Origin of the sequence: Sphingomonas sp. PAMC 26617, from assembly GCF_000242835.1 — a bacterium.
Classification (GTDB): Bacteria; Pseudomonadota; Alphaproteobacteria; order Sphingomonadales; family Sphingomonadaceae; genus Sphingomonas.
The window spans coordinates 3,223,992-3,244,094 of the sequence record NZ_JH594425.1 but is presented as its reverse complement, the minus strand read 5'-3'; the positions used below and the strand labels follow the sequence as shown (position 1 = coordinate 3,244,094).

Annotated in this window: 20 protein-coding genes; all 20 read right to left on the bottom strand. The window is 64.2% G+C overall.

Annotated features, from left to right (window positions below; genetic code table 11):
- Nucleotides 1-274: 274 nt before the first annotated feature.
- Nucleotides 275-553, bottom strand: a complete 279-nt coding sequence (locus tag RH91_RS14235; RefSeq protein WP_010163534.1) for a DUF1467 family protein — start codon at nucleotides 551-553, stop codon at nucleotides 275-277.
- 31 nt (nucleotides 554-584) lie between these two features.
- Nucleotides 585-2,162 carry a ribonuclease J gene (locus RH91_RS14230; protein ID WP_051007259.1) on the bottom strand — a complete coding sequence of 526 codons (1,578 nt, stop codon included), beginning with the start codon at nucleotides 2,160-2,162 and terminating at the stop codon, nucleotides 585-587.
- A gap of 192 nt (nucleotides 2,163-2,354) precedes the next feature.
- Nucleotides 2,355-3,137 carry a type III pantothenate kinase gene (locus tag RH91_RS14225; RefSeq protein ID WP_010163532.1) on the bottom strand — a complete coding sequence of 261 codons (783 nt, stop codon included), beginning with the start codon at nucleotides 3,135-3,137 and terminating at the stop codon, nucleotides 2,355-2,357.
- 18 nt (nucleotides 3,138-3,155) lie between these two features.
- Nucleotides 3,156-3,962, bottom strand: coding sequence for a biotin--[acetyl-CoA-carboxylase] ligase (locus RH91_RS23200; RefSeq protein WP_029623883.1), 807 nt, complete (start codon nucleotides 3,960-3,962; stop codon nucleotides 3,156-3,158).
- A 47-nt stretch (nucleotides 3,963-4,009) separates the two neighbouring features.
- The gene (gene nuoN, locus RH91_RS14215) at nucleotides 4,010-5,464 is read right to left on the bottom strand and encodes an NADH-quinone oxidoreductase subunit NuoN (protein WP_010163530.1); all 1,455 of its coding nucleotides are present in this window, start codon (nucleotides 5,462-5,464) and stop codon (nucleotides 4,010-4,012) included.
- Nucleotides 5,461-6,990: an NADH-quinone oxidoreductase subunit M gene (locus RH91_RS14210; RefSeq protein ID WP_029623882.1), complete on the bottom strand. Its 1,530-nt coding sequence runs from the start codon at nucleotides 6,988-6,990 to the stop codon at nucleotides 5,461-5,463. The genes nuoN and RH91_RS14210 overlap by 4 nt, the downstream gene beginning before the upstream one ends.
- Nucleotides 6,987-9,170, bottom strand: a complete 2,184-nt coding sequence (gene nuoL / locus RH91_RS14205; RefSeq protein ID WP_010163526.1) for an NADH-quinone oxidoreductase subunit L — start codon at nucleotides 9,168-9,170, stop codon at nucleotides 6,987-6,989. The genes RH91_RS14210 and nuoL overlap by 4 nt, the downstream gene beginning before the upstream one ends.
- A gap of 5 nt (nucleotides 9,171-9,175) precedes the next feature.
- The gene (gene nuoK, locus RH91_RS14200; RefSeq protein ID WP_010163525.1) at nucleotides 9,176-9,484 is read right to left on the bottom strand and encodes an NADH-quinone oxidoreductase subunit NuoK; all 309 of its coding nucleotides are present in this window, start codon (nucleotides 9,482-9,484) and stop codon (nucleotides 9,176-9,178) included.
- Nucleotides 9,481-10,092, bottom strand: a complete 612-nt coding sequence (locus RH91_RS14195; RefSeq protein ID WP_010163524.1) for an NADH-quinone oxidoreductase subunit J — start codon at nucleotides 10,090-10,092, stop codon at nucleotides 9,481-9,483. The genes nuoK and RH91_RS14195 overlap by 4 nt, the downstream gene beginning before the upstream one ends.
- Before the next feature lie 34 nt (nucleotides 10,093-10,126).
- Nucleotides 10,127-10,612: an NADH-quinone oxidoreductase subunit NuoI gene (gene nuoI, locus RH91_RS14190; RefSeq protein ID WP_010163523.1), complete on the bottom strand. Its 486-nt coding sequence runs from the start codon at nucleotides 10,610-10,612 to the stop codon at nucleotides 10,127-10,129.
- The gene (gene nuoH / locus RH91_RS14185; protein WP_010163522.1) at nucleotides 10,609-11,778 is read right to left on the bottom strand and encodes an NADH-quinone oxidoreductase subunit NuoH; all 1,170 of its coding nucleotides are present in this window, start codon (nucleotides 11,776-11,778) and stop codon (nucleotides 10,609-10,611) included. Before nuoH ends, nuoI begins: the two co-directional genes overlap by 4 nt.
- Entirely contained in the window at nucleotides 11,775-13,775 is a 2,001-nt protein-coding gene (nuoG, locus tag RH91_RS14180; RefSeq protein WP_010163521.1) for an NADH-quinone oxidoreductase subunit NuoG, read from the bottom strand. The genes nuoH and nuoG overlap by 4 nt, the downstream gene beginning before the upstream one ends.
- On the bottom strand, nucleotides 13,775-15,079 hold the full coding sequence (gene nuoF / locus RH91_RS14175) for an NADH-quinone oxidoreductase subunit NuoF (RefSeq protein ID WP_010163520.1): 1,305 nt from the start codon (nucleotides 15,077-15,079) through the stop codon (nucleotides 13,775-13,777). The genes nuoG and nuoF overlap by 1 nt, the downstream gene beginning before the upstream one ends.
- Nucleotides 15,079-15,306, bottom strand: coding sequence for a hypothetical protein (locus tag RH91_RS14170; protein WP_010163518.1), 228 nt, complete (start codon nucleotides 15,304-15,306; stop codon nucleotides 15,079-15,081). Before RH91_RS14170 ends, nuoF begins: the two co-directional genes overlap by 1 nt.
- A gap of 40 nt (nucleotides 15,307-15,346) precedes the next feature.
- Nucleotides 15,347-16,015, bottom strand: a complete 669-nt coding sequence (locus RH91_RS14165) for a complex I 24 kDa subunit family protein (RefSeq protein ID WP_010163516.1) — start codon at nucleotides 16,013-16,015, stop codon at nucleotides 15,347-15,349.
- A complete protein-coding gene (locus RH91_RS14160) occupies nucleotides 16,015-17,250 on the bottom strand; it encodes an NADH-quinone oxidoreductase subunit D (RefSeq protein ID WP_010163515.1) in 1,236 nt (411 codons plus the stop codon). Before RH91_RS14160 ends, RH91_RS14165 begins: the two co-directional genes overlap by 1 nt.
- Nucleotides 17,247-18,071, bottom strand: a complete 825-nt coding sequence (locus RH91_RS14155) for an NADH-quinone oxidoreductase subunit C (protein ID WP_029623881.1) — start codon at nucleotides 18,069-18,071, stop codon at nucleotides 17,247-17,249. Before RH91_RS14155 ends, RH91_RS14160 begins: the two co-directional genes overlap by 4 nt.
- A gap of 10 nt (nucleotides 18,072-18,081) precedes the next feature.
- Nucleotides 18,082-18,636, bottom strand: coding sequence for a NuoB/complex I 20 kDa subunit family protein (locus tag RH91_RS14150; RefSeq protein ID WP_010163510.1), 555 nt, complete (start codon nucleotides 18,634-18,636; stop codon nucleotides 18,082-18,084).
- A complete protein-coding gene (gene ndhC / locus RH91_RS14145) occupies nucleotides 18,627-19,001 on the bottom strand; it encodes an NADH-quinone oxidoreductase subunit A (RefSeq protein ID WP_010163508.1) in 375 nt (124 codons plus the stop codon). Before ndhC ends, RH91_RS14150 begins: the two co-directional genes overlap by 10 nt.
- Before the next feature lie 277 nt (nucleotides 19,002-19,278).
- Nucleotides 19,279-20,091 carry an inositol monophosphatase family protein gene (locus tag RH91_RS14140; protein WP_010216638.1) on the bottom strand — a complete coding sequence of 271 codons (813 nt, stop codon included), beginning with the start codon at nucleotides 20,089-20,091 and terminating at the stop codon, nucleotides 19,279-19,281.
- Nucleotides 20,092-20,103 lie beyond the last annotated feature (12 nt).

Sequence of the window (20,103 nt, the reverse complement as noted above, 5' to 3'; positions counted from 1 at the left end):
GAGGGTCGAGGTAACGAAGCGCTCGCGGCAGCAACGCCTGCCTCACTACTGGGCCCCGCCCTTCGCCGGGGAAGTGGAAGATGGTAGAGGTCGCGCGCTATTTCCGCCCCTCTTCACCTCGTCTTCTTCCCCGGCGAAGGCCGGGGCCCAGTAGCTAAGGTCGAAGTAACGAAGCGCAGCCGGCAGCAACACCTGCGTCGCTACTGGGCCCCGGCCTACGCCGGGGAAGTGGAAGGTAGCAGAAGTGCGTGAGGGAGTGTCCCAAAAGCCCCCCCTACTCCACGTCCTTCCATGCCCCCCAGAAGTCGAGCATCTTGGGCGTCAGCCAACCATAGCTGAAGTTGAGCATATACAGCCCCCACAGCACCGTCGCGACGATCGTCACCCGCAGCGCAATCCGCCCCGCGCGAAACTCGTGCGGCGCGCTGTCCGCCTGCCCCGGCACGCGCTCGACGCCTGCCTCGTCGGCGGTCTTCACTCCGAACGGCAGGACGAAGAACACCGAAAACGCCCAGAACAGGAAGTAGATCGCCAGCGCCGAAGTCCACCGCATGCCGTTCTCCTTCCCGTTCCAGAGCCTGAATTCAAGCTTCGATCAGCAACACATCGACGATCGGCTTCTTGCCGGTCCAGCGCGTCGCAACCTTGCGGGTCGCAAGACGGATCTGCTCGCGCATCTTGTCGCGGTCACGCCCGCCCTGCTTGACCGCCGCGATCACCGCGCCGATCGTCTCGTCGAGGAACGGCTCGCGGTCTTCCTCGACCGGGATCCCCTGGATGCGAACCTGCGGCTGGCCGATCATCCCGCGCTGCCCGATCGCGACCGCGACCGAGATCTGCCCGAACAGGCCGAGCTTGCGACGCTCGTTGATCGTCGAGCCATCGCCCGGCAGGATCACGTCGCCGTCGAGCACGAGACGACCCACGGCAGCATTGCCGATCTTGGTCGGGTTGCCCGGCGCGAGGCGGATGATGTCGCCGTTGGTCTGCACCACCGCACGCGGCACGCCCTCGGACAGGGCAAAGCGCGCCTGCTCCATCAGGTGCCGCATTTCGCCATGCACCGGCATCAGGATCTCGGGCTTCATCCACTTGTACATCTGGAGCAGCTCGGGGCGACCCGGATGGCCCGACACATGGACGTGCGCCTGGCGATCGGTGATCATGATCACGCCCTTGGCGGCGAGCTGGTTCTGGATCCGCCCGATCGCAACTTCATTGCCCGGGATCTGCTTCGACGAGAAGACGACCGTATCGCCCTGGTCGAGCGAGATCGGATGCTGGCCGTTCGCGACCCGCGCGAGCGCCGCGCGGTCCTCGCCCTGCCCGCCGGTCGCGATGACCAGCACCTTGTCGCGCGGCAGTCGCATTGCCGCCTCGGCGTCGATCGTCTCGGGGAAGTCCTTGAGATAGCCGGTCGCGCGCGCGACCTTGAGAATGCGGTCGAGCGACCGCCCCTGGACCGACAATTGCCGCCCGGTCTCGATCGCGACCTTGCCGAGCGTGTGGAGACGCGCGGCGTTGGAAGCAAACGACGTCACCAGCACGCGGCCCTTGGCCTTGCCGATCACGTCCATCAGCCCGGAAAGCACGTCGCTCTCGGAACCCGACGCGTCGTTGTTGAAGACGTTGGTCGAATCGCAGACGAGCGCGAGAATGCCGTCCTTGCCGATCGCCGCGAGCTGGTCCGGCGTGGCAGGGCTGCCGATGACCGGCCGCGCATCGAGCTTCCAGTCGCCGGTGTGGAAGATACGGCCGTAGGGCGTATCGATCAGCAACGCGCTCGCTTCGGGGATCGAATGCGACATCGGCACGAAGGTGATGCCGAACGGCCCGAGGTCGAACGGCGCGTCCGGCTGGATCACGCGCAGCTTGACGCGGCTGGCGTTGCCCTCTTCCTCGAGCTTGCCGCGGATCAGGCCAGCGGTGAACGGGGTGGCATACAGCGGCACGCCGAGATCCTCGGCGAGATACGGGAGCGCGCCGATATGATCCTCATGACCATGCGTCAGCACGATGCCGATGAGATCGTCGAGGCGTTCCTCGATGAACTGCAGGTCGGGCAGGATCACGTCGATGCCCGGATATTGCGGATCGGCGAAGGTGATGCCGCAATCGACCATCAACCACTTGCCGTTGCAGCCGTACAGATTGACGTTCATGCCAATCTCGCCCGACCCACCGAGGGCCAGGAACAGCAGTTCTTTCTTTGGGGTAGTCACTAAGTCTTTGTCTTTCAGCTTATCGCCGCCAGCTTAGCCAGCGGCGCAGGGAGGGTGCGCGGGTTAGGCGCGATGAATTTCGTAGAGATCGGGGAAGCGGGGCACCGGGGTCAGCGCACGCACGCATGGACTCTAGGCCTGCATATGGGCGCGATCCCACAAAATCGCCAGCCCCTGAATGGTAAGATCGGGTTCGATCGCGTCGAAAGCGTCGGTATGCTGTTCGAACAGCACCGCGAGCCCTCCGGTTGCGACCACCGTACAGGGCCGCCCGACCTCCGCCTTCATCCGCGCAACCAGTCCTTCGATCATCGCGACATAGCCCCAATAGATGCCGATATGCATCTGCGTGACGGTGTCGCGCCCGATGACGCTGGTGTCGCCGGGCGCCTCGATCGCGATCCGCGGCAGCTTGGCGGCGGCGGTGACAAGCGCGTCGAGCGACAGGTTGATACCAGGCGCGATGATCCCGCCCTTGTACGCGCCGGTGTAGTCGACGACGTCGAAGGTCGCTGCCGTCCCGAAGTCGATCACGATGAGATCGCCCGGATGCCGGGCATGCGCCGCGATCATCGTGACGGCACGGTCCGCGCCGACGCTCTTGGGTTCGAGCACGTCGAGCTGCATGCCCCATTCGACCGGAGCCTGCCCCGCGATCAGCGGCTCGCTGTCGAAATACTTGCGCGCAAGCGTCTGGAGGTTGTGGAGCGCGCGCGGGACGACGGTCGCGATGATGACGCCCGTCACCTGCTTGCGATCATAGCCCTCGAGGTTGAGCAACTGGCTCAGCCATACCGCATATTCGTCCGCGGTGCGCCGCGGGTCGGTTGCGATACGCCAGCGTGCCTTGATCGCCTGCCCTTCGAGCAGCGCGAAGACGATGTTGGTATTCCCGGCGTCGATCGCGAGCAGCATGGCGGGGAGAAGGCCTTGTCAGAGGAGGAACACGTCGCCCGCGTGAATGACACGCGCAGTGCCATCCGCCAAGCGGAGGATGAGCGCGCCGTCGCTGTCGAGCCCGTTGAACAGCCCGTCGGTCGCGCTGCCATCCGGGAGCCGCGCGCTGAGCGCGGTGCCGATCGGGTGCGCGCGCTCGAGCCAGCGGGTGCGTATTGGCGCGAGGCCCTGCCCGCGCCAGATGCTCAGCCAGCGGGCGAAGGTTTCGGCGAGCGTTTCGGCGAAGTCGGCCGGGTCTGGGGTTGCGCCGTGTGCCGTCAAGCTGGTCGCGCGGCGGTCCGTGTCGCTTGGGTGATGCGCGAGGTTGACGCCGATCCCGACGACGATCGCGTCGCCGGTGCGTTCGAGCAGGATGCCGGAGATCTTGGCGCCGTCGATGAGGAGGTCATTGGGCCATTTCAGGACCAAGCCTGCTGGGTCGCCACCACCACCAATTGCACCACCATCCTTGGCACCACCCCGGCGAAGGCCGGGGCCCAAGAGTGGAACGGCAGGTGTTGCAACGCTGCGCCCGACAACGTCAACCCGCGCTATTGGGCCCCGGCCTTCGCCGGGGTGGTGTGAGCCGAGATACGCCCGCACCACTTCTTCAAGTGCAACCGCAGCCACCAATGCGAGGGTGGCCGGCGCAGGATCCCCGCCCCGCACCCGCACCACACTGGACCCATAGAAATTCCCGACCGGCGAAACCCAGAGCCGCCCCTGCCGTCCGCGCCCCCCGGTCTGCCGCTCGGCGCGCAGCCAGATTCCCTCGAAGATCCCGCTGCGCGCCAGTTCGAGCATGTCGGCATTCGTAGACCCCGTCTCGGCGACGGTACGAACCCGCTCGCTCAGAACAGCGCCTTCGCCGCAACCATCGTCGCGCCACCGAGGCTCGCAAGCCCAAGCCAGCCAATCGGCGAGATCGCTGCCGCCATCACCGCAATCAGCCCGCCCTCGACCGGGTCAGTCCGCACCGCGAGCGGCGCGCCCTCGACCGTCTCGGCGGGGGCATCGATGTACATCACCTTGACGACGCGCAGGTAATAGAAGGCACCAATCACCGAGGCGACGAAGCCGACCACCGCGAGCGGGTACAGCCCGGCAACGATCGCCGCTTGGAACACCGCGACCTTGGCGTTGAAGCCGAGCATCGGCGGGATGCCTGCGAGCGAGAACATGAAGATCGCCATCGCCAGCGCCAGACCCGGCCGCGTCCGCGACAGGCCGGCAAGCGCGGTGATGCTCTCGACCGGCTGCCCGGCGGCATCCTTCATCTGAAGGACGATCAGGAAGCTGCCCAGCGTCATCACGACATAGACGGTCAGGTAGAACAGCACCGCCGCAACACCCGCCTGCGTGCCGGCCGCAAGACCGATCAGCACGAAGCCGACGTTGTTGATCGACGAATACGCGAGCAGCCGCTTGATGTTGGTTTGCCCGATCGCCGCGACCGCACCGAAGATGATCGACGCGAGCGCCGCGAAGATCACGATCTGACGCCACTGGTCCGTCGCCGGACCCATCGCCTCGACCGCGACGCGGACCGACAAGGCGACGGCTGCCACCTTGGGGGCGGAAGCGAAGAAGGTCGTCACCGGCGTCGGCGCGCCCTCGTATACGTCCGGGGTCCACATGTGGAACGGAACGACGCTCATCTTGAACGCGAGGCCAGCGAAGACGAAGACGAGGCCAAAGGTCAGCCCGAGCGAACGGCCAGCGCCGTACGCGGTCGCGATCGACGAGAACAGCGTGGTACCGCTGAAGCCGTACACCAGCGATATGCCGTACAGCAGGATCCCGCTCGCCAGCGCGCCCAGCACGAAATACTTGAGGCCAGCTTCCGCCGACCGCGTGTCGCGGCGCATGAAGCTCGCCAGCACGTAGGCCGCGAGGCTCTGGAGTTCGAGACCGACGTACAACGTCAGCAGGTCACCCGCGGACACCATCATGCTCATGCCCGCTGCGGACAGCAGGATCAGCACGGGATATTCGGGCCGCAGATCGTCGCCACGGCCCGCCGCGAAAAAGCGCGGCGCGACGATGATCGCAACCGCTGACGCGCCGAAGATCAGGACCTTGGCAAAGGTCGCGAACGCATCCGCACGGAACAGCCCGCCGAACGCGGCACCGCCATAAGACGCAGGCCCGGTCAGCGCGATCATCGCGCCGGCCAGCACCGCAACCGCGGCAACGGACACCATCCGGGTCGACGCCTGGCCGCCCCAGGCCGACACCAGCATCAGCGCAATCGCCCCGAGCGCGAGGATTTCCTCGGGGAGAACCATCAGAAGCGACATGTTCATGGCCGTGCCTCCGCATGCGTAACGGGCAGTGCCATGGCCTTGCCCGCGGTCGGCAGCGAGTCACCCGCCGGAGTAGCGCGTGCGATCCGCGCCTGCAGCGTCGCGACGTCCTTGCGCATCGGCGCAAGGAAGCTCTCGGGATACACGCCCATCCACAGCGCTACCGCTGCAATCGGGGCCAACAGCGCAATTTCACGCAGCGAAAGATCGGGCATTGCGCGCACATCGTCCTTGGTCAGATCGCCGAATACGACACGGCGGTAGAGGTAGAGCATATAGGCAGCCCCGAGGATGATCCCGGTGGTGCACAACAGCGTGATGACGGTCGAGACGCGGTACGTCCCTGCCAGGCTGAGGAACTCGCCGACGAACCCGCTCGTGCCCGGCAGGCCGATCGATGCCATCGTGAAGAACAGGAACAGCACGGCGTATCGCGGCATGTTTATCGCGAGACCCCCATAACGCGAGATCTCGCGGGTATGGAGCCGGTCGTAGATCACGCCGACACACAGGAACAACGCTGCCGAGACGAGGCCATGGCTGAGCATGACGATCATCGCGCCCTCGATCCCCTGCCGGTTGAACGCGAACAGGCCGATCGTCACGATCGCCATATGCGCGACCGACGAATACGCGATCAGCTTCTTCATGTCCGACTGCACGAGGGCCACCAGCGAGGTATAGATCACCGCGATCGCCGACAGGCCGAGCACCAGCCACGTCAGCTGCGCCGACGCCTCGGGGAACATCGGCAGCGAAAAGCGCAGGAAGCCGTATCCGCCAAGCTTGAGCAGAACGCCCGCGAGGATCACCGAGCCAGCGGTCGGCGCCTGGACGTGCGCGTCGGGAAGCCAGGTGTGGAACGGCCACATCGGCATCTTGACCGCGAACGACGCGAAGAACGCCAGCCACAGGAAGGTCTGCGCCTGCACCGGGAAGTCGGTCCGCAGCAGCGTCGGGATGTCGCTGGTGCCTGCGAAATTCGCCATCCACAGCATCGCCACCAGCATCAGCACCGAGCCGAGCAGCGTGTAGAGGAAGAATTTATACGAGGCGTAGATGCGGTTCACGCCACCCCAGATGCCGATGATGAGATACATCGGGATCAGGCCGGCTTCGAAGAAGATGTAGAACAGGAACAGGTCCTGCGCCGCGAACGTGCCGATCATCAGCACTTCGGTGACGAGGAATGCCGCCATATATTCCTGAACGCGATTGGTCACCGCGACCCAGCTCGCCCCGATGCACACCGGCATCAGGAACACGCTGAGCATCACCAGCAGCAGCGCGAACCCGTCGAGCCCGAGCTTCCAGCTGAAGATGCCAAGGTTGCCGGCGTCCTCGACGAACTGCCACTGCGCTCCGCCGATATCATAGCTGGTCCACAGGCCGATCCCGAGCACAAGATCGACCAGCGTCGCGATCAGCGCGATCCAGCGTGCACCCTGCGCGCTGGAAAAGAGGCAGGCCACGGCCGCGATCGCAGGGATCGCGAGCATGATCGAAAGGATTGGAATGCCGCTCACTTGCTCGTCGCCCAGATGTTGATCGCCCAGGTCACGGCTCCGGTGAGACCGAGCAGCATGACGAACGCGTAAGTGTAGACATAACCCGACTGGATCCGGCCGGCGACGCGCGAGCTACGCTCGACGATCCAGGCCGAACCGTTCGGCCCGAAACGATCGATCGTCTTCTCGTCCCCGCGGTGCCAGAAGAAGCGGCCGATGGCGAACGCCGGCTTCACGAACAGCAGATCGTACAATTCGTCGAAATACCACTTGTGGAGCAGGAAGTCGTAAACCGGCGCAAACGTCTCGGAAAGCTTCTGCGACACACCCGGCGCGCGGATGTAGAAGACGTACGCGCCGACTAGACCGGTCAGCATCGCAATCGTCGCCGACAGCTTCACCAGCAACGGAACCTCGTGCATCGCGTGCATCAGATGCTCGCGGAACGCGATAGCGCCGTGCCAATACTCTTCGCCCGCGGTCGGCTCGATGAAGTAGCCGTGGAACACGAACCCGGCCGCAATCGCACCGATCGACAGGATGATCAGCGGGATCAGGATCGGGAACGGGCTTTCGTGCGGGTGATAGCCACCCGTGCCGTCGCCCTTGGTCGTGAAGACCGGGTGCAGCGGGACGGCGTGACCGTGCGCGCCATGGGCGTGATCGCCGTGCGGCTCGCTGCCCTGCCCTTCTTCGGCGGCTTCCCCATGATGCGCGTGCGCCGCGGTGGTGCCGTGATCGTCATGGCCAGCGTGCGCATGGTCGTCATGGCCGTGGCCGTGCGCGTCGTGGATCGCATGCTGGATATGCTCGGACTGCTCCCAGCGCGGCTTGCCCCAGAAGGTGAGGAACATCAGCCGCCACGAGTAGAAGCTCGTCAGCAGCGCGACAATGATCCCGACGATCGATGCGCCATGCTGGCCCGAAGCCCATGCCGCCTCGATGATTGCGTCCTTCGAGTGGAACCCTGCGAACCCGATCGCGAGCGGGTTGCCGAACACGGCGGGGATCCCGACGCCGGTGATCGCCAGCGTCCCCATCATCATCCCCCAGAAAGTGATCGGGATGCTTTTCCGCAGGCCGCCATAATAGCGCATGTCCTGCTCGTGATGCATCGAATGGATCACCGAGCCCGCACCAAGGAACAGCAGCGCCTTGAAGAACGCGTGCGTGAACAGATGGAACATCGCGGCGCCATACGCCCCGCACCCGGCGGCGAAGAACATATAACCGAGCTGCGAGCAGGTCGAATAAGCGATGACGCGCTTGATATCGGTCTGCACCAGCCCGACCGTTGCCGCGAACAGGCACGTCGCGGCCCCGACCGTCATCACGACCGTCAGCGCGAACGGCGACGTCTCGAACATCGGCGACAGGCGGCACACCATGAACACGCCCGCGGTGACCATCGTCGCCGCGTGGATTAGCGCCGACACCGGGGTCGGACCTTCCATCGCGTCCGGCAACCAGGTGTGGAGCCCGAGCTGCGCCGACTTGCCCATCGCACCGACGAACAGCAGTAGGCACAGCAGCGTCATCGTATCGACGCGGTAGCCCCAGAAGCCGATCGTCGAGCCCATCATCCCCGGCGCGAGCCGCAGGATCTCGGGGATCGAGACGGTGTGGAACACCAGATAGGTGCCGAAAATGCCGAGCATGAAGCCGAGATCGCCGACGCGGTTGACGACGAACGCCTTGATCGCCGCGGCATTGGCGCTGGGCTTGCGGAACCAGAAACCGATCAGGAGGTAGGATGCGAGACCCACGCCTTCCCAGCCGAAGAACATCTGGACGAGGTTGTCCGCGGTCACCAGCATCAGCATCGCGAAGGTGAACAGCGACAGATACGCGAAGAAACGCGGCTGGTCGGGGTCCTCCTCCATATAGCCCCAGCTATACAGATGAACGAGCGCCGAGACGCTGGTGATGACGACGAGCATGACCGCGGTCAGCGCGTCGACGCGCAGCGACCAGTCGATCACCATGTCGCCGGAATGGATCCAGTCGAGCACCGGCACGACCGTCGCTTCGCCACCACCGAGGTAATGAATGAAGATCGGCCAGCTGAGCAGGCACGATGCGAACAGCGCGCCGGTCGTCACGATCTTGGGCAGCGCGGAGCCGAAGCCCTTGTTCGCGAACCCTGCGATCAGTGACGCGAGCAGCGGCAGGAAGACGATGAGAAGAATCGAATGCACGTAACTTACCCCTGCATCCGGTTGGCGTCGTCGACCGAGATCGTCCCGCGGCTACGGAAATAGATGACGAGGATGGCGAGCCCGATGGCCGCCTCACCCGCCGCGACCGTCAGCACGAACATTGCGAACACCTGTCCGACGAGATCGTGAAGATAGCCCGAGAAGGCGACGAAGTTGAGGTTCACCGCGAGCAGGATCAGCTCGACCGCCATCAGCATGACGATGAGGTTCTTGCGGTTGGCGATAATGCCGAGCACGCCGAGCGCGAACAGGATCGCGCCCACGACGAGATAATGGCCCAAACCGATCGTCATAGCTCCACCCCTGCGCCGACCGTCGGCTGCGTATTGCGCGTCGCGTCCTGCGGACGGCGCGCGTTCTGCCGCGAAATGTTCTGCTTGCGCGACCCCGAGCGTTCGCGGTGTGTCAGCACGATCGCGCCGATCATCGCGACGAGCAACACGAGCCCTGCGCCTTCGAAGACGAACAGATAGCGCGTATAGAGCACCATCCCGAGCGCCTGGATGTTCGAGATCGTCTCGGGCGTCGGTGCCGCCCGGCGGGCGAGCTCGATCTTGCCCGCGCTCCAGGCTCCGAAGGCGAGCATGATCTCGGCCGCGAGCCCGACCGCGAACACCGCGCCGATCGCGGCGTAGCGCGCGAAGCCGGCGCGCAGTTCGGCGAAATCGATGTTGAGCATCATCACGACGAACAGGAACAGCACGGCGACGGCGCCCACGTACACGATGACGAGCAGCATCGCGATGAACTCGGCACCGACGAGGACCATCAGGCCCGCTGCGTTGAAGAAGGCCAGAATCAGCCACAACACGGCATGCACCGGGTTGCGCGAGGTGATGGTCAGCGCGGCTGACGCAATCACGATCGCTGCGAAAAGATAAAAGGCGAGTGCCTGGATCACGGTTTTCTGGGGCCCCTCAGAGTCGGTGCGGCGCTTAACGGTAAGGCGCGTCGGCGGCAAGGTTCGCGGCGATCGCGCTTTCCCAACGGTCGCCATTCGCCAGCAGCTTGGTCTTGTCGTAGATCAGTTCTTCGCGCGTCTCGGTCGCATATTCAAAGTTCGGACCCTCGACCACCGCGTCGACCGGGCAGGCTTCCTGGCACAGGCCACAGAAGATGCACTTGGTCATGTCGATGTCGTAGCGCGTCGTACGGCGCGAGCCGTCGTCGCGCGGCTCGGCTTCGATCGTGATCGCCTGCGCCGGGCATACTGCTTCACACAGCTTGCACGCGATGCAGCGTTCCTCGCCGTTGGGATAGCGCCGCAGCACATGCTCGCCACGGAAGCGCGGGCTGATCGGGTTCTTCTCGAACGGATAGTTGATCGTCGCCTTGGCCTTGAAGAAATACTTCAGGGTCAGCGCGTGCGCCTTGAGGAATTCCCAAAGCGTATAGGACTTGATGATCTGGGCGACGCTCACGAGCGCTTCTCCAACTGGTTCACGGGAGCAGCCTGGCACACGCCATCGGTGGGATAGCGCGGACGACCGTCGTCGTAGAGATATTGCTTGGTATAGACCCGGTTCTCGGGGGCGCACTCGGTGCCGACGCGCGTGACCATCAGGACACCCGAGACGAGGAACACCCAGAACAGCGACAGCGGGAGGAAGATCTTCCAGCCCAGCCGCATCAGCTGGTCATAGCGGTAGCGTGGCACCGTCGCCTTGACCCAGCTGAACACGAAGAAGAACATCAGGATCTTGATGAACAGCCAGATGATTCCCGGCACGGCATACAGCGGTGCCCAGTCGAACGGCGGCAGATACCCGCCCCAGAACAGCGTCGCGTTGAGCGCGCACATCAGGATCACGTTGGCATATTCGCCGAGCCAGTAGAGCGCGAACGACATGGACGAATATTCGGTCTGGTAGCCGGCGACGAGCTCGCTCTCCGCCTCGGCCAGATCGAACGGCGCACGCTGCGTTTCCGCAAGCGACGAGATGAAGAACACCACCGCCATCGGGAACAGCAGCGGATTGAGGAAGAAGCCGTTGACCGGCGTCCCCATCACGCTCTTCTGCGCCTCGACGATGTTGGTCAGGTTGAAGCTGCCGCTCCACAACACGATCGAGATGAGCACGAAGCCGATCGCGACTTCATACGACACCATCTGCGCCGCGGCGCGGATCGCGGAGAAGAACGGGTACTTCGAGTTGGACGACCAGCCCGCGAGGATCACGCCGTACACGCCGATCGACGAGGCGGCGAGAACGTAGAGCAACCCGACGTTGATGTCGGCAAGCGCGGCGCGGGCATCGAACGGGACCACCGCCCAGACGATCAATGCGACCGTGAAGGTGATGATCGGCGCGATGATGAACAGCGTCTTGTTCGCCGCCGAGGGAATGATCGTTTCCTGCAGGAACACCTTCAGGCCGTCCGCGAACGATTGGAGCAACCCGAACGGGCCGACCACGTTGGGACCACGCCGCAGCGCCATCGACGCCCAGATCTTGCGATCGGCGTAAATGAGCATTGCGACCGCCAGCATCACCGGCAGCGCGATCAGCAGGATGTCCATCAGCGTGGCGAGGAACCACGCCCAGCCATAGGGCATGCCGAAACGGTAAGTGAAGAACGACGTCATTCCGCTGCCTCCGCGAAATCTTCGCCGTGGACAAGTTCAGCCGAGCACCGCTGCATCGTCGGGCTGGCTCGGCAAATCGCGTTGGTCAGATAGAAATCTTGAATCGGATAGCCGGTCATTTCGCCCGAAGCCGCTGCGTTGAGCGCCGGCGGGGCCCAGTCGAACGTCGCCAGCCCTAGGGTTGCGAGTGCTGGCGTGTCGGTCGCCATGTTCGCGCGCAATTCCTCGATCGTGTCGAACGGCAGCGTCTTGCCCATCATTCCCGACAGTGCGCGCAGGATCGTCCAGTCCTCGCGCGCGTCGCCCGGCGGGAACACCGCACGCTCGCCACGCTGAACGCGGCCCTCGAGGTTGACGTACGTCCCAGACTTCTCGGCATAGCTCGCACCCGGCAAAACGACGTCGGCAGAAGCCGCGCCCTTGTCGCCATGATGCCCGATGTACACCTTGAACGTGCCTTCGAACGCACCGAAGTCGACCTCGTCCGCGCCCAGGAAGAACGCGAGCTTCGGCTTGGCCGCGACGACATCCGCGATGCCGCCCTTCTGCGCATAACCGAGCATCAACCCACCCATGCGGCTCGCGGCCATGTGCAGCACGTTGAAACCGTTCCAGCCATCCTTGACCAGACCCAAAGGCGACACCAGCGCCAGCGCCGCGCCGAGCGACTTGAGCGCTGCCCCGCCGACGATCATCATCGGACGCTCGGCCTTGGCGAACGCTTCGGTGACGGCCTCCGGAAGATTGCCGAGCACGCCGAGATCCTCGCCGAGCCAATCGACCTTATAGGTCAGCTCGGTTTCCGGCCCGATCGCGAAGACCTTCGCACCGCGCTTGATCGCCTTGCGGATCCGCGTGTTCACCAGCGGCGCTTCCCAGCGCACGTTGCTGCCCACGATCAGGATCACGTCGGCCTTTTCGGTGCCCGCGATCGTCGTGTTGAAATTGACCGCGGCCAGATTGGTCGTGTCGTAATCCATCCCCGTCTGGCGGCCTTCGAGCAGGGTCGAGCCCATGCTGCCGAGCAACGCCTTGGCGGCATACATCGTCTCGCAATCGACCAGATCGCCCGCGACTGCAGCGATGCTCGACCCGGCATCGACCTGCGAGATCGCGAGGAATGCGGCATCCCAAGAGGCTTCGGTCAGGCGCCCACCCTTGCGGATATACGGCTTGTCGAGACGGCGACGGACAAGTCCGTCAATCGCGTGGCGCGTCTTGTCGCTCGCCCATTCCTCGTTCACGTCCTCGTTGATCCGCGGCACGGCGCGCAGCACCTGGCGACCACGGCTGTCGAGCCGGATGTTGGTGCCGACCGCGTCCATCACGTCGATCGTCAGCGTCTTGCGGAGTTCCCACGGACGCGCCTCGAACGCGTAAGGCTTGGAGGTCAGCGCACCGACCGGGCAGAGATCGACGACGTTGCCCGACAGCTCGCTCGTCACGGCATGTTCGAGATAGGACACGATCTGCATGTCCTCGCCGCGACCGATCGCGCCAATTTCCTCGATCCCGGCGACTTCCTCGGCAAAGCGGATGCAGCGCGTGCACTGGATGCACCGCGTCATCACGGTCTTGACGATCGGCCCCATGTACTTCTCGGTGACCGCGCGCTTGTTCTCGTCGTAACGCGACTGGCCACGCCCGTAGGCGAGGCTCTGGTCCTGCAGGTCGCATTCACCACCCTGGTCGCAGATCGGGCAATCGAGCGGATGGTTGATCAGGAGGAACTCCATCACCCCTTCGCGCGCGTTCTTGACCATCGGCGAGTTGGTGAAGATTTCCTGCTTGTCCGCAGCCGGCAACGCGCACGATGCCTGCGGCTTCGGCGGTCCGGGCTTCACCTCGACCAGGCACATGCGGCAATTGCCCGCAATGCTCAGGCGCTCGTGATAGCAGAAGCGCGGGATTTCCTTGCCCGCGATCTCGCACGCCTGGAGCACGGTGGCACCAGCGGGCACTTCGACTTCGACGCCGTCGACTTTGACAATAGGCATTATTCAGCCGCTTCCATCATCGGGTTCAGCCCGCCGCCACGCTTTTCAGTGATCCGCCGCTCCATCTCGGGGCGGAAGTGCTTGATCAGGCCCTGGATCGGCCATGCCGCAGCATCTCCGAGCGCACAGATCGTGTGACCCTCGACCTGCTTGGTCACCTGATACAGCGTATCGATCTCGGAAATGTCCGCGTCGCCGGTGCGCATCCGCTCCATCACGCGCCACATCCAGCCGGTGCCCTCGCGGCACGGCGTGCACTGGCCGCAGCTCTCATGCTTGTAGAAGTAGGAGAGACGGCTGATCGCACGGACGATGTCGGTCGACTTGTCCATGACGATGATCGCGGCGGTGCCCAGACCCGAGCCGACCTTCTTGAGGCCGTCGAAGTCCATCGGGCAGTCCATGATCTCGGCAGCCGGCACCAGCGGCACCGAAGATCCGCCCGGGATGACTGCGAGCAGATTGTCCCACCCGCCGCGGATCCCGCCGCAATGCGTTTCGATCAGTTCGCGGAAGGTGATGCTCATCGCCTCCTCGACCACGCACGGCTTGTTCACATGACCGCTGATCTGGAACAGCTTGGTGCCTCGGTTGCCCTCGGCACCGAAGCTGGCGAACCACTCGGGCGAGCGCCGCAGGATCGTCGGGACGACCGCGATCGACTCAACGTTGTTGACCGTCGTCGGGCAGCCATAGAGCCCTGCCCCCGCCGGGAACGGCGGCTTGAGGCGCGGCTGGCCCTTCTTGCCTTCGAGGCTCTCGAGCATCGCGGTCTCTTCGCCGCAGATGTACGCGCCCGCGCCACGGTGGACGAAGACGTCGAAGTCATAGCCCGAGCCACTGGCGTTCTTGCCGATCAGGCCCTTGTCATATGCCTCAGCGACTGCGGCAAAGAGGACTTCGGCCTCGCGGATATATTCGCCACGGATGTAGATGTACGCAGCGCGCGCGCGCATCGCATAGCCCGCGATCAGCGCGCCTTCGATCAGCTTGTGCGGATCGTGGCGGATGATCTCGCGATCCTTGCACGAGCCCGGCTCGGATTCGTCGGCGTTGATGACGAGGAAGTTCGGCCGGTCCGGCTTGGGTTCCTTCGGCATGAACGACCATTTGGTGCCGGTCGGGAAACCAGCACCGCCACGGCCGCGCAAGCCCGACGCCTTGACCGCGTCGATCAGCGCATCCTGCCCGCGTGCCATCAGGCCCTTGGTGTCGTCCCAATCGCCACGCTTGATCGCGGCCTCGAGGTTCCACGGCTGGAAGCCGTAGACGTTGGTGAAAATGCGGTCCTTGTCGGCGAGCATTAGCGTGCATCCGTTAATTCGAGGCGGCGCTCGATGCGTTCGACGCGATCGCTCACGCGATCCAGTCGATGATTGATTCCCGCGGTCGACATCACCAGCGTTGCGAGATGTTCCTCGGTCGCGGTCATTCGCAAACGAAGGTCGCCAATGTCGGCTTTCATCTCGGACATATCCCCCTGCATCCGCTTGAGAATCTCAAGGATGAGGTTTTCGGTCTGGGCAGTCATGCCACTCCTCCGCCACGGGTGACACCGAGGAGGCGCCGGTTCATGCCCACTCCTCCCGATAGTCGTGGTTTTCGTCGACCATCGCGACGAGGTTCGTCGGACCGCCTGCCGCGCAGCTGTCACGCCGCCCGGTCTGCGATCCCGGCGTGACGGGCGTGCCGTTGGCCAGAGCCTCGAGCAGCGCGCTGGTCTTGTCATAGTCCAGATCTTCGAAATTGTCGTCGTTGATCTGGACCATCGGCGCGTTCGCGCAGGCCCCGAGGCATTCGACCTCGGTCAGCGTGAACATGCCGTCCGGGGTCGTGCGGCCCTTGATCAGACCCTTGTTCTTGCAGGCGGCGAGAACGTCGTCGCTGCCGCCAAGCAGGCACGGCGTCGTGCCGCAGACCTGGACGTGGAAGCGGCCGACCGGCGCCATGTTGAACATCGTGTAGAAGGTCGCGACCTCATAGACGCGCATGTACGGCACGCCGATCTGGCGCGCGACGAACTCGATCACCGGGACCGGCAACCAGCCCTGCGTCTGCGTTTCCGCGCCGACCTGGCGTTGCGCCAGATCGAGGAACGGGATCGACGCGGATTGTTCGCGGCCCTTGGGATAGCGACCGAGGATCTCGTTCGCTTTCTTCTGGTTTTCGTCGTTCCACGCGAACGCACCCCAGCGGGCGCGGGTCTCGGCTTCGTCGGGGATCTTGGGGGCTTCAGCCATTATCGGTCACATTCACCAAAAACGATATCCATCGCGCCCAGGATCGCGGTCGTATCCGCAAGCATGTGGCCCTTCGACATGAAGTCCATCGCCTGCAGATGCGAGAACGCCGTCGGGCGGATCTTGCAGCGGTACGGCTTGTTCGTGCCATCGGCGACCAGGTACACGCCGAACTCGCCCTTAGGGCTTTCGGTCGCGACATAGACGTCGCCTGCGGGCACGTGGAAGCCCTCGGTGTACAGCTTGAAGTGATGGATGAGTGCTTCCATCGACCGCTTCATCTCGGCGCGCTTGGGCGGCACGACCTTGCGGTCGAGCGACGCGATCGGCCCCTCGGGCATGTCGCGCAGGCACTGTTTCATGATCTTCGCGGACTGGCGGACTTCCTCGACGCGCACCATGAACCGGTCATAACAATCGCCGCGCGTACCGACCGGCACGTCGAATTCCATCCGGTCGTACACGTCATACGGCTGCGACTTGCGCAGATCCCACGCAATGCCCGAGCCGCGGATCATCGGACCCGAAAAGCCCCACTTGATCGCATCGTCACGGCTGACCGTCGCGATGTCGACGTTGCGCTGCTTGAAGATGCGGTTGTCCGCGACCAGCGAGATCGCATCTTCGAACAGCCGCGGCAACCGCGTATCGAGCCAGTCCGCCAGATCGGCGAGCAGCTTGAGCGGCGCATCCTGATGCACGCCACCCGGACGGAAATACGCGCTGTGCATCCGTGCACCCGAGACTCGCTCGAAGAAGTTCATGCAATCTTCGCGGATCTCGAACAGCCACAGGTTCGGCGTCATCGCGCCGACGTCCATCACGTGCGACCCGAGGTTGAGCATGTGGTTCGAAATGCGCGTCAGTTCGGCGAACAGCACGCGGAGGTACTGCGCGCGGAGCGGCACTTCCAGATCGAGCAGCTTCTCGACCGCGAGCACATAGGTATGCTCCATGCACAGCGGCGAGCAATAATCGAGCCGGTCGAAATACGGCAGCGCCTGCATGTAGGTCTTGTATTCGATCAGCTTCTCGGTGCCGCGATGCAGAAGCCCGACGTGCGGATCGACCCGCTCGACGATCTCGCCGTCAAGCTCCATCACCAGCCGCAACACCCCGTGCGCGGCGGGATGCTGCGGGCCGAAGTTGATCGTGTAATTCTGGATCTCGACGTCGCCGACCGTCTGGTCTTCGCCGTCGAAACGATCCTCGAGCTGCTCGAGATACGCGGTCACTGGTTCTGCCCCTTGTTGGAGGGAACGACATCGGGATTCGCCGGCTTCTCGCCCGCGCCGGGGCCTGGCTTGCCGGCACCCGATTGGGTGGTGTTCTCGGTCGTCTTGGGCTCGGTCGCACCCGAGACAGGGCTCTTCGCGGCATCCGCCTTGACGATCTCGTCCGCCTTGAGCGGCGTGGGCGCTCCCTTGGCTTCGGGAACTTTCGCCTTCTCGTCACCCGGGAGGACGTATTCGGCGCCTTCCCACGGGCTCATGAAATCGAACGTGCGGAAATCCTGCGCCAGTGCGACGGGCTCATAGACCACGCGCTTGGCTTCTTCCGAATAGCGCAGCTCGACATAACCCGTCAGCGGGAAGTCCTTGCGCTGCGGATGGCCACGGAAACCGTAGTCGGTCAGGATACGGCGCAGGTCCGAATTGCCCGAGAACAGCACGCCGTACATATCGTACACTTCGCGCTCGAGCCAGCCGGCAACCGGCCAGATCCCCGTCACCGACGGCACCGGCTTCTCGTCATCCGTCTGCACGTGAACGCGGAGACGGTGATTGCGGGTCAGCGACAACAGGCAATAGACGACCTCGAACCGGTCGATCCCGCGATCCGGATAATCGACGCCCGCGATTTCCATCAGCTGCTGATATTCGAGACCCGGCGTATCGCGCAAAGCGACCATCGTCTCGACCAGCGAGGCACGGTCGACATGCAGCGCAACTTCGCCGACCGCGTCGAGCGAATGCAGCAGACGACCACCGAGCGCAGCGGTTGCCGCGTCGATCACGCCGTCATTGGCGACATAGGCTGGAGCTGGTGCCCTCATCGTTCGCCCCTCATCTCTCAATAGTCCCGACGCGACGGATCTTCCGCTGGAGCTGCATGATCCCGTACAGCAACGCTTCCGCGGTCGGCGGGCAACCGGGGACATAGATGTCCACGGGCACGATCCGGTCACAGCCGCGCACGACCGAGTAGCTGTAATGGTAATAACCGCCGCCATTGGCGCACGAGCCCATCGAGATGACGTACTTCGGCTCCGACATCTGGTCGTAGACCTTGCGGAGCGCCGGAGCCATCTTGTTGCACAGCGTGCCCGCGACGATCATCACATCCGACTGGCGCGGGGACGCGCGCGGCGCGGCGCCGAAACGCTCGAGATCGTAGCGCGGCATGTTAACGTGGATCATCTCGACCGCGCAACACGCGAGCCCGAAGGTCATCCACCACAGCGAGCCGGTGCGCGCCCAGTGAAACAGGTCTTCGGTCGAGGTGACGAGGAAACCCTTGTCGCCAAGCTCGCCGTTCAGATCGTTGAAGAACGCGGCGTCGGGTTGAACCACATCCTGGCCCGGCAGGCCAGTGGTCGGGTGCGTCAGTTCTACTCCCATTCGAGAGCTCCCTTCTTCCACGCATAAACAAGGCCGAGCGCGAGTTCGGCGATAAACAGCATCATCGATCCCCACGCGACCCAGCCGAGCTGGAACACGCTGACCGCCCATGGATATAGGAAAGCTGCTTCGAGATCGAAGATGATGAACAGGATCGCGACGAGGTAGAAGCGCACGTCGAACTGGCTGCGCGGATCCTCGAACGCGGGGAAGCCGCACTCATATTCGGAGAGTTTTTCCGCGGTCGGCTTGTGCGCACCAGTCAGGCGCGCGACGAGCATCGGCAGGAACACGAACACGCTAGACAGCACGAGCGCGACGCCGAGGAACAGCAGGATCGGAAGATATTGTGACAGGTCAACCAAGGGTGTTCTCGCATGTGCGAAGGGATGCTGAGGGCTTTAGGACCACAGGCTTTTAGGGGCAAGGGTTGCGGGCGTGAGAATGAATCGCAACAGCGGGTTGGAGGGCGTTGCTAGTAGGCGAGTGCTGCGCGCTCACCGCCCGCCCCGTCCGTAATTCCCGCGAAGGCGGGAATCCATTGGCGCAGCGGCAGCAAGGGCGACCAAGGCCAGCCAGTATGGATCCCCGCCTTCGCGAGGATGACGGAGTCGGGAGGAGCGCAGCCCCTCCCCCACCTACTTAACGCAGCGCGCCTGCCAACAATTTGTGGAGTCGCGACTGCAACCCGTCGTTCGCGGCGAGGAACTCGCTGCGTTCCATCATCTTCTCGCCGCCCCGGAAGTCGGTGACGAACCCGCCCGCTTCTTTCACCAGAAGCAAGCCAGCGGCGACGTCCCACGGCTTGAGACCCGATTCCCAATAGCCGTCGTACCGCCCCGCCGCGACCCAGGCGAGATCGAGCGCCGCCGATCCCATCCGCCGGATCCCGGCGACCTCGGGTGCGATCGCACCGAAGATGCGCGACCATTCCGCGAAATTGCCGTGTCCCAGGAACGGGATGCCCGTCGCGATCAGCGAGTCGGCCAGGTCACGCCGCGCCGAAACGCGCAGCCGCTGCTCCTGCACCCACGCACCCCGGCCCTTCTCGGCCCAGAACGCTTCGTCGGTGATCGGCTGATAGACCATCGCCGAGGTAATCTCGCGCTTGCCGTTGGGCATCGGCTCCTCGACCGCGATCGAGATCGCGAAGTGCGGGATGCCGTGGAGGAAATTGGTCGTGCCATCGAGCGGATCGACGATGAAGCGCGGCTTGCTGGGGTCGCCCGGGACCTCGCCGCGCTCTTCCATCAGGAAGCCCCAATCGGGGCGTGCGCGCGACAGTTCCTCGTACAGCGTCTGCTCGGCGCGCTGGTCGGCGATCGTCACGAAGTCGGCCGGGCCCTTGCGGCTGACCTGGAGCTGCTGGACCTCGTTGAAGTCACGACGCAGGCGCGGACCGGCCTTGCGCGCGGCGCGATCGATGACGGTCATCAGACCGGAATGGGAGGGCATATCTTTTTCTTT